The sequence below is a fragment of the Sphingosinicella microcystinivorans genome (assembly GCF_027941835.1).
Classification (GTDB): domain Bacteria; phylum Pseudomonadota; class Alphaproteobacteria; order Sphingomonadales; family Sphingomonadaceae; genus Sphingosinicella.
Genome location: NZ_CP116005.1, coordinates 2,551,279 through 2,563,603, shown reverse-complemented (window position 1 = coordinate 2,563,603; position 12,325 = coordinate 2,551,279). Strand labels below are relative to the sequence as shown.

At 68.4% G+C, this 12,325-nt stretch carries 13 protein-coding genes; 4 read left to right on the top strand and 9 right to left on the bottom strand.

Features of this window, described 5'->3' with window-relative positions; translation table 11 throughout:
* Nucleotides 1-41 precede the first annotated feature (41 nt).
* Both PE061_RS12335 and PE061_RS12330 read left to right on the top strand, forming a co-directional pair.
* Entirely contained in the window at nt 42-815 is a 774-nt protein-coding gene (locus tag PE061_RS12335) for a sterol desaturase family protein (protein WP_271255579.1), read from the top strand.
* An 8-nt stretch (nt 816-823) separates the two neighbouring features.
* Entirely contained in the window at nt 824-1,969 is a 1,146-nt protein-coding gene (locus PE061_RS12330) for an N-acetyltransferase (RefSeq protein ID WP_271255578.1), read from the top strand.
* On the opposite strand, the gene xth is transcribed toward PE061_RS12330, so the two are convergent.
* The 9 genes from xth to PE061_RS12285 form a co-directional block, all read right to left on the bottom strand.
* The gene (gene xth / locus PE061_RS12325; protein ID WP_271255577.1) at nt 1,966-2,736 is read right to left on the bottom strand and encodes an exodeoxyribonuclease III; all 771 of its coding nucleotides are present in this window, start codon (nt 2,734-2,736) and stop codon (nt 1,966-1,968) included. The genes PE061_RS12330 and xth overlap by 4 nt on opposite strands.
* Nucleotides 2,737-2,767: 31 nt before the next feature.
* Entirely contained in the window at nt 2,768-3,097 is a 330-nt protein-coding gene (gene erpA, locus PE061_RS12320; RefSeq protein WP_271255576.1) for an iron-sulfur cluster insertion protein ErpA, read from the bottom strand.
* A 35-nt stretch (nt 3,098-3,132) separates the two neighbouring features.
* Complete coding sequence (locus PE061_RS12315) at nt 3,133-4,275, bottom strand: M23 family metallopeptidase (RefSeq protein ID WP_271255575.1); 1,143 nt, start codon at nt 4,273-4,275, stop codon at nt 3,133-3,135.
* 110 nt (nt 4,276-4,385) lie between these two features.
* Complete coding sequence (locus tag PE061_RS12310) at nt 4,386-5,183, bottom strand: ferritin-like domain-containing protein (protein WP_271255574.1); 798 nt, start codon at nt 5,181-5,183, stop codon at nt 4,386-4,388.
* Nucleotides 5,176-5,637: a peroxiredoxin gene (locus PE061_RS12305; RefSeq protein ID WP_271259188.1), complete on the bottom strand. Its 462-nt coding sequence runs from the start codon at nt 5,635-5,637 to the stop codon at nt 5,176-5,178. Before PE061_RS12305 ends, PE061_RS12310 begins: the two co-directional genes overlap by 8 nt.
* The gene (locus PE061_RS12300) at nt 5,637-8,399 is read right to left on the bottom strand and encodes a bifunctional [glutamine synthetase] adenylyltransferase/[glutamine synthetase]-adenylyl-L-tyrosine phosphorylase (protein ID WP_271255573.1); all 2,763 of its coding nucleotides are present in this window, start codon (nt 8,397-8,399) and stop codon (nt 5,637-5,639) included. The genes PE061_RS12305 and PE061_RS12300 overlap by 1 nt, the downstream gene beginning before the upstream one ends.
* Nucleotides 8,400-8,413: 14 nt before the next feature.
* Entirely contained in the window at nt 8,414-9,160 is a 747-nt protein-coding gene (locus PE061_RS12295; RefSeq protein WP_271255572.1) for a NepR family anti-sigma factor, read from the bottom strand.
* Nucleotides 9,161-9,182: 22 nt separating this feature from the next.
* A complete protein-coding gene (locus PE061_RS12290) occupies nt 9,183-9,323 on the bottom strand; it encodes a hypothetical protein (protein ID WP_271255571.1) in 141 nt (46 codons plus the stop codon).
* A 70-nt stretch (nt 9,324-9,393) separates the two neighbouring features.
* Nucleotides 9,394-10,188 (bottom strand): response regulator, encoded by a 795-nt coding sequence (locus tag PE061_RS12285; protein WP_271255570.1) that lies wholly within the window; start codon nt 10,186-10,188, stop codon nt 9,394-9,396.
* 127 nt (nt 10,189-10,315) lie between these two features.
* Between PE061_RS12285 and PE061_RS12280 the strand changes: the two genes are divergently transcribed.
* Together PE061_RS12280 and PE061_RS12275 are read left to right on the top strand one after the other, a co-directional pair.
* Nucleotides 10,316-11,950: a sensor histidine kinase gene (locus PE061_RS12280; RefSeq protein ID WP_271255569.1), complete on the top strand. Its 1,635-nt coding sequence runs from the start codon at nt 10,316-10,318 to the stop codon at nt 11,948-11,950.
* A 242-nt stretch (nt 11,951-12,192) separates the two neighbouring features.
* Nucleotides 12,193-12,324 (top strand): entericidin A/B family lipoprotein, encoded by a 132-nt coding sequence (locus tag PE061_RS12275; protein WP_271259187.1) that lies wholly within the window; start codon nt 12,193-12,195, stop codon nt 12,322-12,324.
* The last annotated feature ends 1 nt before the right edge of the window (nt 12,325 follow it).

The following is a 12,325-nucleotide window of genomic DNA, read 5'->3' as shown; positions in this document are numbered from 1 at the left end:
GTTTGCGGCCATGCCGCCTGATTTTCAGAAGGTCCCGTACCATGCAGCTGCTCAAGGGCTATCGGCTCGGCATGTGGAGCAAGAGCCACAACCTGTCGAAGATGACATTCCGCGAGCTCGTCGTCGCCTATTTCCAGTACTATGCGATTCAGACGTATCTGCTGCTGACGGCCGTCTCTCTCTACGTGGCGTGGGCCTACCCGACGACGCTGCTGCGCGGCGCTGCGGCCGTTGCCATCGCCGTTGCCGCCTATCCGCTCGCGTGGTTCCTGCTGCACCGCTACGTGCTGCACAGCCGCTGGATGTTCAAGTCGCCGCTGACGGCGCGGACGTGGAAGCGCATCCACTACGATCACCACCAGGACCCGAACCACCTCGAGGTGCTGTTCGGCGCGCTCTACACGACGCTGCCGACGATCGCGATCGTCACGATTCCCGTCGGCTACCTCATCGGCGGCATCGGCGGCGCGGCGTGGGGCTTCGCGGCGGGCCTGCTCACCACCTGCTTCTACGAGTTCTGCCACTGCATCCAGCACCTCGCCTACAAGCCGAAGTCGCCGTGGCTGGTGGAAATGAAGGCGCGCCACATGGAGCATCATTTCCACGACGAGGACGGCAACTTCGGCATCACCAACTTCATGTGGGACAAGCTGTTCGGCACCTACTACCAGCGCGGCGAGCGGCCGGAGAAGAGCGAGACGGTGTTCAACCTCGGCTACACGCCCGAGGCCGCCGAGCAGTGGCCGTGGGTGGCGAAGCTGTCCGGCGGCGTCGCCGAAGGGCACCCGCGCCAGCGCATGAAAAAGGCCGCCTGAACCCGCATATGGGGGGCAGCATCGAAATCCGGCCGGTCGCGACGCCCGCCGACCGCAAGGTCTTCGTCGACCTGCCGTGGACGCTCTACGCGCATGACCCGAACTGGGTGCCGCCTCTGAAATCCGAGGTGCACGGCCTCATCGGCGGTGTGAAGAGCAATCCGTGGTTCGAGCACGCCGAGGCGGCCTTCTGGCTCGCCTGCAGGGATGGAAAGCCCGTGGGGCGCATCTCCGCGCAGGTCGACCAGCTCGTGCTGAAGCACATGGGCGCGGGCACCGGCCAGTTCGGCATGTTCGAGTGCATCGACGACGCCGATGTCGCGAAGGCGCTGCTCGACACGGCCGAAACCTGGCTGAAGGCGAAGGGCATGACCCGGTCGCTCGGGCCGCTGAGCCTGTCGATCTGGGACGAGCCGGGGCTTCTCGTCGACGGCTTCGACCTGCCGCCGACCGTGATGATGGGGCACCACCTCCCTTACTGCGCGCCGCTGATCGAGGCGCGCGGCTATGCGGGCGTGAAGGACCTCCACACCTACGAGCTTCCCATCGAGGCGGGTTTCCCGCCCGCCGTCGGCCGCATCGTCGCGGCCGCCGAGAAATCGAGCCGCATCCGGATGCGGAACGTCAACAAGTCGCGCTTCGACGCGGAAGCCGCGCTGATCCTCGACATCCTCAACGACGCATGGTCCGACAACTGGGGTTTCGTTCCGCTGACGCCGAGCGAGGTCGCCTACGTCGGCAAGAAGCTGAAGCCGATCGTGTTCGAGGACCTGATCCGCATCTGCGAGGTGGACGGCGAGCCGGTCGCCTTCATGATCACCCTGCCCGACGTCAACGAGCTGACCGCCGACCTCGACGGCAAGCTTCTGCCCTTCGGCTGGGCGAAGCTGCTCTGGCGCCTCCGCAAGCCGAAGGTGCGCCGGATGCGCGTGCCGCTGATGGGCGTGAGGAAGACGCTGCAAGGCAGCCGCCTCGCGAGTTTCATGGCGTTCCTGATGATCGAGCACATCCGCCGCGCGGCGGTGGCGCGCTACGGCGCGACGCAGGGCGAGATCGGCTGGATCCTCGACGACAACGGCCCGATGAAGTCAATCGCCGACGTGATCGAATCGAAGATCACCAAGACCTACCGCGTCTACGAAAAAGCCCTCTAGACGATGTCGATCCACACCGGCGCGTGGTCGGAGGCCTTCTCGGCCCCGCGCGCCTCGCGGTCCACGGTGGCATTCGTCAGCCGGTCGGCGACGCGCGGGCAGAGCAGGAAATGGTCGATCCTGAGGCCCGCGTTCCGGGGCCAGCAGCCCGCCTGATAGTCCCAGAACGTATAGAGGTGATCGTCCGCCGGATGCACGGCGCGCAGCGCCTCCGTCCAGCCCTGGTGGATGATCCGGCGCAGCGCGGCGCGGGATTCGGGCTGCACGAGCGCGTCGTCCGCCATCGCCTGCATGCTGAACACGTCGCGGTCCTCGGGCGCCACGTTGTAGTCGCCTGCAAGCACCGTCGGCGTTTCGGAGGCGAGCAGCACTGCCGCGCGCGCCTCCAGCCGTTTCATCCACGCGAGCTTGTAGTCGAACTTCGGGCCCGGCTGCGGATTGCCGTTCGGCAGGTAGATGGAGGCGATGCGAACGCCGTTCACATCGGCTTCGAGATAGCGTGCCTGCTCGTCGGCATCATCGCCGGGAAGCCCGCGCTGCACCTCGGTCGCGGGCTCACGGCTGAGGATGGCGACGCCGTTGAAGCTCTTCTGGCCGTGGACGAGCACGTGATAGCCGAGCGCCTCGATGTCCGACGCCGGGAAGCGCTCGTCGATGCACTTCACCTCCTGCAGGCAGACGACATCGGGCTTCCGGCTTTCCAGCCATTCGAGAAGGCGCGGCAGGCGCGCGGCGATTCCGTTGACGTTGAAGGTGGCGATACGCATGGCGCAGGGCTAGCGCCCCGCGCACGCCCGGTCAAACCGAGAAGGACGTGCCGCAACCGCAGCCGGAGGCGGCGTTCGGATTGCGCACCTGAAACGACGCGCCGCCAAGGCTTTCCACGAAATCCACCTCGGAGCCCTCGAGCAGATCGAGGCTCACGGGATCGACGACGAGCTTCACGCCTGCCGTTTCGGTCGTGAGGTCGTCGGACGCGATCTCGGTTTCAAGGCCGAAGCGGTACTGGAAGCCCGCGCAGCCGCCGCCCTCGACGGAAAGCCGCAGGATTGCAGGCACGCCCCCCTGCCGGGTGGCGATGGCAGCGACACGCGCCGCTGCAGCTTCAGTGAGATGGAGTCCGCTCATGCGCCAGAGATAGGGCGCGCGCGGGCGGTGTTCAACTACTGACCTGCCGGCTCCACCGGTCCGCCGACCGCGATGGCACCGGCGCTCTGCTGCGCCGCGAGCACCCTGTCGCCGGCCTCGAGGAACGGCATCGGGTTCACCTGACGGCCGTCGATCAGCACCTCGTAGTGCAGGTGGCTGCCCGTGGAACGGCCCGTCGAGCCCATGCCGCCGATCTGTTCGCCGCGGGCGATGCGGTCGCCCTTCTTCACGGCGATACGCGACATGTGGCCGTAGCGCGTGACGATTCCGGCGCCGTGGTCGATCTCGACGTACTTGCCGTAGCCGCCCGGATGATAGCGCGCGTCGACGACAACGCCGTCCGCCGCCGCATGGATCGGCTCGCCGACCGGCCCGGCGAGGTCGACGCCCTTGTGCATCGCCGTGTCGCCCGTGAACGGATCATAGCGGACGCCGTAGCCCGAGGTGTAGGTGTAGGCCTTCACCGGCTTCAGCGAAGGGATCGCGCTCATGCCCTTTTCGAGCAGGTCGAGCTTCTGCCAGCTCACGAACAGCGCCTTGAACTGCGGCTCGGCGCCCGCGAGCGGCGACTCCGCCTTCTCCTCGGGCCCGCCCATGCCGAAGGTCGACTGCCTGAGGAAACGCGCCGGCTGAAGACCGAGACGGCGAATGAGCGCGCTCGATTTCTCGAAGCGGGCCTCGGCAGCCGTGCGGGCATGATCGGCAAGCGCAAGCTGGGCGCGGTCGAGCTCGGCGAGCGGCTTCAGGACCGTCGAACCGCCGAGGGCGGCAGGGGCCGCAAGCGCGGGCATCAGTGCGGCGAGCTGCGACGGGTTCGCCTTGCCGGAAACGAGCTGGGCGAGGAACTGCTGGCGCTGCTCGACGCGCGCCGTCGTCGTCGCGACGCCCTGGCGCAGCGCGGCAAGCTCGGCGCGCATGGCGGAAACCTCGTTCTCCGCCGTTGCCTCGATCGTGCTGCTGCCGATCATCGCGCTCGTCGCCACCGCCGTGTAGGTGAGCAGCGCGGCAAGGCCGGTGAGGCCCAGGACCTGCGCGCGCGTCGTCAGGCGGTACACCTGCATCCCGACATCGCGCTTGTAGTGAAGGAATTCGCGCTCGGGCAGCCGCTTTGCGACCTTGTCCCGGAGCCCGGATGCGACCTTGCTTATATCCAGCACCAAATTAAGACCCCCGCACTGCGCGAAAGCGATTTTCCGCGCAATTGACTCGTCTAACTCGTGTTTGGACCCCATGCCCTCCGAGCCCGGAGTGTGTGGTGACAAGCCGCCTAACCGCTTGCAAGTGAATCATAAAACGCCGGCGTCAGACCGGCCTCGATTCGCGCCGAGTCGTTGAAGGGGCGTTTCAACGTTCCCCTGAATCGGGAACCGACGAGGTGCTGGAACGTTTGGACGGGTTCGATTCGCCGCTCTGCGCAGAGGTGCCGGAACCAGCGATTCCCTACCGAAACATGAACGATTTCATCGTGGTATATCGTGTTCAGAATGTCGGCACTGAGGTCGTCGCCCGCCGCGCGCAGGCGGGATTCGGTCGCGGGGGTCACGTCGAGCCCGCGCGCTTCGAGCACCTGCGGCACCACGGCGAGCCGTGCGAGCAGGTCGTCGGCGGTGGCCATCGCAGCCTCCCACAGGCCGTCGTGCACGGGGAGATCGCCGTAGGCTGCGCCGAGGTCCGCAAGCCGGTCGGCGAGCAGCATGAAGTGCCGCGCCTCGTCGTCCGCCACCGCCACCCAGTCGTCGGTGAAGGCGCGCGGCATGGCCCCGCCGAACCGGCCCGCCGCGTCCCACGCGAGGTCGATGGCGTTGAACTCGATGTGCGCGAGCGCGTGCAGCAGCGCGATGCGGCTGCGCTCGGACCCCGCCCGGCCGCGCTTCGGCATCCGCGACGGCGGCAGCAGTTCGGGCCGCGCCGGACGGGACGGGCGGTCGGGCATCGGCACGTCGTAGACGGCGGCGAGCTCGCCTGCGCGCCAACGCGCCGCGTGGTGCCGCGAAAGCCGGGCCTTCTCCGCCGAATCAGCCGTCAGCAGGACGGCGGCAGCCGCCGCGCCGATCGTGTCAGCCAAGCGCCTGCGCCGCCTTCAGAACCGCTTCCGCATGGCCCGGCACCTTCACGTTGTGCCACACCTCGGCGATCTTGCCGTCGCGGCCGATCAGGAAGGTGGCGCGCTCGATGCCCATGTACTTGCGGCCGTACAGCGTCTTTTCGACCCACACGCCGTAGGCCTCGATCGTCTTCGCATCGGGATCGGAGCCGAGCTTCACGCCGAGGCCGTGCTTCGCGCGGAACTTCCCGTGTTTCGCGACCGTGTCCTTGGAAACGCCGAGCACGGCGGTATCGGCCTTCTCGAATTCCGGGAGCAGGCCGGTGAAGTCGATCGCCTCGCGCGTGCAGCCGGAGGTGTCGTCCTTTGGATAGAAATAGAGGACGAGCTTCTTCCCCGCGAAGTCCTTCAGGGACAGCGGTCCGTCCTCGCTGTCGAGCGTGAAGGCGGGTGCTTTCGAACCGGGCTTTGCCATCATCGTGCCTTTCGTTTGACCTCGAACACCGCCTCCCAAGCGGCAAGCACGGCCCTTTTGGCGTCATCGAGCGCCGCTTTCAATGCGTCGAAATCGGCAAAACCGGTCGCGGCGGCCATCATCGCCTTCGCTGCCGCGGGCTGCTTCGGCGGCTCGTCGCCCTCGATCAGCCGCAGCACGACGAGCAGGCGCGTCATCAGGTCGTGGGCGCCCGGCACGTCCTCCGGCAGCGCGCCCGCCGCCGCGAAGTGCGCCGTCGCCGCACCGAGATCGGGATCGAAGCCCTCGTGGCGGGAAAGCTGGAGGAAATGCACGATGAACTCGAGGTCGATGAGCCCGCCCGCCGCGTGCTTCACGTCCCAGAGGCCGCCGTCGCGATGCGCCTTCACCATGTCGCCCCGCATCTCCAGCACCTCGGCCTTGAAGCGCTCGGTGTCGCGCGGCTTCATGAGCGCCGCGGCGATGCCCGCCGAAACCGCCGCACGGTCCTCGTCCGCGCCGTAGACGACGCGGGCGCGGGTGAGCGCCATGTGCTCCCAGCTCCACGCCTCCTCAAGCTGGTAGCGCGCGAACGTGTCGATATTGACCGCGAGCAGCCCCTGCTGGCCGGAAGGGCGCAGGCGCGTGTCCACCTCGAACAGCGGCCCCGCCGCCGTGCTGACCGTGAGCGCGCCCGTGAGCCGCTGGCCGAGCCGGTTGAACCATGTCGTCGCAGGGAGCGGCTTCGCGCCGTCCGACATGGCCTCGTGATGGCCGCTGAACAGGAAGACGAGGTCGAGATCGGATTTTTCCGTGAGGACCGACCCGCCGTAGCGCCCGAAGCCGAGCACGAGCAGCCGCCCGCCGGGCACGCGCCCGTGCGTTTCGGCGAACTCGGCCTGCACCGCGTCCGCCAGCACGGTGATGGCGGCGTCGGCGAGCTTGGCATGATCGCGCCCCACGCGGATCGGGTCCGCGCCGCCCTCGATGATCTGCACGCCGAGCTGGAAGCGCCGCTCCGCAACGAAGCGCCGCACCTCGTCGAGTTTCAGTTCGAGCGCGCCGTGGCGGCGCAGGCGCGCGCGCAGCATGTCGGTGAGGTCTTCGGCGCACGGCAGCGGCGCGAACGCCTCGTTCGACAGCATGATGTCGACGATCTCCGGCCGCCGCGCGAGCTTTCCTGCCAGCACCGGCGCCAGTTCCAGCACGCGCGCGAGCAGCAGCGCGACGCGCGGATTCGCCTCGATGAGCGCGAAGAACTGGATCGAGGACGGCAGCGCGCCGAGGAAATCGTCGAAGCGCAGCAGCGCCTCCCGGCCCGTCCCTGCTTCCGAGAACGCCTTCACCAGACCGGGCAGCGCGGTTTCGAGCTGGCGCTGCGCCGCGTCGCTGCGAAGCGCGCGGTAGCTGCGGTCGCGCCAGCGGCCGATGAGGTCGGCGAGATCGGCGTGCGGGCCGATCCCGGCTTTCTTCAGCGCCGCCTTGAGCTGGGCGGGCTGGCGCGGCAACCGGTCCACCTCCGCCTCGGCGATCAGCGCGTCGTAGATGCGGCCGACGGCGGCCGCATGGCGCTTGATCTCCCGCTCCATCGCCGCCCAGTCGCGATAGCCAGCGAGCAGGGCGAGGTCCTTGCGTTCCGGCGCGCGCGTCGGGATCTGGTGCGTCTGCGCGTCCTCCAGCATCTGGAGCCGGTGCTCGGCGGTGCGCAGCACGCGGTAGGCCGCGGCGAGCGTTTCCGCTTCCGCCGGCTTGATGCGCTCCGCCGCGACCAGCGCCGCGAGCGCATCGAGCGTCGCGGGCTGGCGCAGCGTCCAGTCGCGCCCGCCGAAGATCAGCTGGTGGATCTGCGCGAAGAACTCGACCTCGCGGATACCGCCGCGCCCGCGCTTCAGGTCGTAGCCGGGACCGACCGCCTGCCGCTCGTCGTAGTGGTCGCGGATCATCAGCGACATGTCCTGGATGTCGCGCACCGCCGTGTAGTCGAGCGAGCGGCGCCAGACGAACGGCTCGATCGCGGCGAGGAAGTCCTCGCCCATCTTCACGTCCCCGCCCACGGCGCGGGCGCGGATGAACGCCGCCCGCTCCCACGCCAGCGCCTCGGACTGGTAGTAGGTTTCCGCGCCCCGGATCGGCATGGCGATCGGCGTCACCTCGGACGCCGGGCGCAGCCGAAGGTCGACGCGGAACACGTAGCCGCCCGAATCGCGGGTCTGCATCAACTCGACCATGCGGCGGGCGAGGCGGACGGCGGTGTTGTCCGGGTCGTCGCCCTCGCGCACGGCGAGCCGGTCGCGGTCGTAGAGCAGGATCAGGTCGACATCGCTCGAGTAGTTGAGTTCGCGGCTGCCGAGCTTGCCGAGCGCGATGGCGGTGAAGCCGTCCGGCCCGGCGCCGGGCGTGCGTTCGCTGGCGGCGATGCGGATGGCGCGGTCGATGGCGCGGTCGGCGAGGTCGGACAGTGCCGCCGTCACCGTTTCGAGCGGCCAGCGGCCGGAAATGTCGGCAAGCGCGATGGCGATGGCGGCGATCCGCTTCGCCTCGCGCATCGTGCCGCCGTCCGCGTCCGGCGCATCGAGCAGCGCCAGCGCCGTGTCCATCAGCGGTTCGGGGCCTTCCGCGAGGTAGCGCAGAAGAACCTCCTCCTCGCGGCGCATCAGCGCCCGCAGGTACGGCGAATGCGCCCATGCGCGCGCGCAGGCGTCCACATCCCCGGGCGCGGCGGCAATGCCCGCGTCGAGGATACGTGCAAGTTCGGCCGGCAGCGCTGGCGTCTTCTCCGCCAAGGAGAACCCTTTCGTTAGTCGCGCGCCAGCTGATCCACCTGTCCCATGATGTCGTCAAGCGCCGTCGTGCCGGAGGCGTCGGAACCGCGCCGCGACGGCAGCCTGCCTTCCGCGATCAGCGACTCGAGCGCCGCGCGGCCGCGGGCGACGCGACTCTTGATGGTTCCGACCGCGCAGTTGCAGATCGTCGCCGCCTCCTCGTAGGCGAAGCCGCCCGCGCCGACGAGGATCAGCGCCTCGCGCTGCGCCTGCGGCAGTTCGAGGAGGCCGCGCTGCAGGTCGGCAAGCTCGATCTGCTTGTCCTGCCCGGCGGGCGCGGAGAGCAGACGGTCGGCGACCAGCTCGTCCCACTCGCCCTTGAAGCGCGCGCGGCGCATCTGGCTGAGGAACAGGTTCCTGAGGATGATGAAGGTCCACGCGCGGATGTTCGTCCCGGCCTGGAAGCGGTCGCGCGCGGCCCACGCCTTCAGCAGCGTTTCCTGCACGAGATCGTCCGCCATGTCGCGGTTCCCCGAAAGCGACCGCCCGAAGGCGCGGAGCTGCGGGATGACCGAGGAGAGCTCGTCCTTGAACGCCTTGTCGGAAAGCCGATCCTTGCCTGTTTCCTCGCGGCTCGTCTCGAGCCGCGCGAGCAGGTCCAGAAACACCTGCGGCAGCGGCTGCGTCGCCGCTTCCGCGTAGGCGGAACGCAGAAACCCGCCGATCACGTCGGCGCTCACGGGACTGGCGCCGCCCTGGCGGCCCACCTTCTGCTCGATCATTCCCTCCCCCTCGCTCTCATCGTCATCGCGACCAGAAGAACAGCATCGCCGCGAAGATCGCGACCACCATCGCGACCGAGAACATCAGGACGTAGCGGACGACATGCGGGGTTTCCCCCGCCCTCGCCTGGTTCGTCCTCAGTGTTTCGTGGTCCTGTTCCATGGCCATTGGCTCCTGTGTCGTGAACGCTATGCCCCCGGCCGCCCGTTCACAAGGCGGCGGGAGCGAACCGTCATCGCATCGCCGCCGTGCTGTTGAAGAAAAGCGCCTGCGCGATGGCCGCCGATACGGTGGAACGCTGGAACGGCTTGGTGATGAGGAAGGTCGGCTCCGGGCGCTCGCCGGTGAGCAGGCGTTCCGGAAAGGCGGTGATGAAGATCACGGGCACCGAGAAGCGGCCGAGGATGTCCTTCACCGCGTCGATGCCCGAGCTGTCGTCGGCGAGCTGGATGTCGGCGAGCACGAGCCCCGGCTCGGTTTCGATCGCCAGCGCCAGCGCCTCGTCGCGCGTCACGGCAATGCCGGTGACGTCGTGGCCGAGATCGCGGACGATGCTGTCGAGGTCCATGCCGATGATCGGCTCGTCCTCGATGATGAGCACGCGCGTCCGCGTCTGGCGGCCGATCTCGTCCATCGCTTCCTTGACGAGGCCCGAGACGCTGTCCGGGTCGAGGTCGATCAGATAGCCGACGTCCTCGTGCGAGAAGCCTTCCATCGCCGTCAGCAGCAGCGCCTGCCGCGACAGCGGCGTGATCGCTGCGAGGCGCTCGTGGGCGACGCGTTCGAAATCGGACGCCGCCGGCTCCTCGGAGTCCACGTCGATGTTCGACGACGACCAGATGACGTGGAAGGTGCGGTAGAGCGCCAGCCGCTCGTCCACGTCGCGCGGGAAATCCTGCGGCGCCCCGACGATCGCTTCCAGCGCCGCGCGCACGTAGGTGTCCCCGTCGCGCTGCGTTCCCGTGAGCGCCCGCGCGTAGCGGCGGAGCAGCGGGAGATGCGGCGCGAGCTTCGCAGCCAATGTCATGTTGTCTTCTGCCTCCTAAAACCCGGGTCACGCCCGAACGGTGCCCGGCCCCTCGAAAGTGACGTCCAGCAGTGGAACGGTCGAGGCTTTCTTTTGTTTCGCCCCATACTTAAGTTCGTTTGGGACGATGCCGGAAAAACCAGAAACCCGAGGTTCGGGGCCGAGACGTTCACTGTCGTTTCAGCTCGCGGTCGCGCTGACGCTGGCCCTGCTGCCGATCGGCATTCTCGCCGCCGTGCTCGCCGCCGACGGCATCCGCAGCACGCGCGAGGCCGAGCTGGTGCGCGCCGAGAACCAGTTCCGCGCAACGGCGCGCGTCGTCGACGACCTGCTCAGCGTCGATTTCCTGGTCCTGCGCGCCCTGCTCCGCAACGAAAGCGGCCTTCACGACGGGCGGACGTGCAACACGGAGGCGGCAAATGCGCTCGACGACGCCGAGACGTTCGACGCGATCATCTGGGCCGACGCGCTCGGCCGCCCGATCTGCGAAAGCCGGGGCAATGCCAAGCCCTCCACCGCGGAACTCACGCGGCTGGCGGCGGAAGGCGGGCGCGAGAACCTGATCTGGCCGGGCGGCGACCACGTGTTCTTCGCGGTCCGCGAAGAATCGACGGCAGGAGAACCCGGCCTCGTCGTTGCAACCGCGTCCGTTTCGCGCCTGAAGGCCCGCCTCGGCGAGATCGCGGCGATGGAGGGCGCCGCCACGGTCTGGCTGGGCGACACGCCGATCGTCGGCAATCCGCCGCGCGGCATCACGGCGCCGGGCGGCCTGCTCACGGTGCGGCGTGTCCGCGAAGCCGGCGGGCGCGACCAGGTGGTCGCGGCAGGGCCGCTGTCGATCGCGCCGTTCGCGCTCACCACCGTCGTCCCCGCCGCGCGTCTTGCGCTCGCCGACATTCTCGCGATCGCGGCCCCGTCGCTGATGTGGATCGCCGCGCTGCTCATCGGCTGGATGGTCGTGCGGCGGTTCGTCGTGCACCCGTTGCAGCACATGGCGACCGGCGTGCGCGCCTACGGCGCCGGAGACGACCGCGTGCGCCTGTCCGGGCGCGCCGGGCAGACCGACGAGATGCAGGCCTTCGCCGAGACGTTCGACGCGATGGCGAAGGACATGGCCGAGGCGCGGCAGGAGGTGGACACCGCGCTCACCGAACAGCGCCGCCTGACGCGCGAGGTCCACCACCGCGTCAAGAACAACCTGCAGATCATCGCCAGCCTGATCAGCATCCAGGCCCGCGAGGCGGACGGCGCCGATGTCGCGCGCGCCTACGCGAGCATCCAGATGCGCGTCGGCGCGCTCTCGATCGTGCATCGCTGGCTCTACGAGGAAAGCGACGCGCACGGGGTCGATTTCACGGCGCTGGCCCACGATCTCTGCGCCAGCCTCCAGCAGATCATCCCCACCGCCAAGCTCGTCGAGCCGCGCATCAACACGCACCTCGAGCGCCTGCACATCAGCCAGGACGCCGCGGTGCCGCTCGCCTTCCTCATCACCGAGGTCATCGCCTTCGCCTCCCGCCTCGCGGCCGCCGGGGGCCGGGACAGGCTGGTGATCGACATCCACGTCACCCGCACGGAAAACGGCGGCGAGCTTCGCATCTGTTCCGACGCGTTCGGAAAGGACGATCCGCTGGCACCGACGGAAACCCGCGCCGCCGCGCGCATCGTCAGCGGCATGGTCCGCCAGCTTCGCGGCCGCATGACCTTCGATGCCGGGGTGCCCTGCTACATCGTCGAATTCCCCTTGAAGCCGAGAGCCTGATCAATGTTCGGATCGGGGCGGGATAAATTTCTTTCAGGCGATGGAACCCTGCCGGCGATTCGCCGTTGATGCGTGACGGACAGCGAAATCTGCCCCCCGCTCTCGCTGTCCTAACAGAGCCCGTTTGCCTGCTCCCCCGCCGGCATCGGGCTCTTTTCTTTTTTGTGTCGCAGGCGGAACGGCCAATGAAACCTATTGAGGTGCCGACCGTTTTCGATGAGCGATTTGTTGGGAGAAAGAACATGCGCAAGAAAACGGGTGCGAAACTCGCCGTGATCGTGGCCTTGCTGGCCGCGGCGGCCTGCAACACGGTCGAAGGCGTCGGCAAGGACGTGCAGTCGGCCGGTGAAACGGTCGAGGACGCAGCGAAGTAAG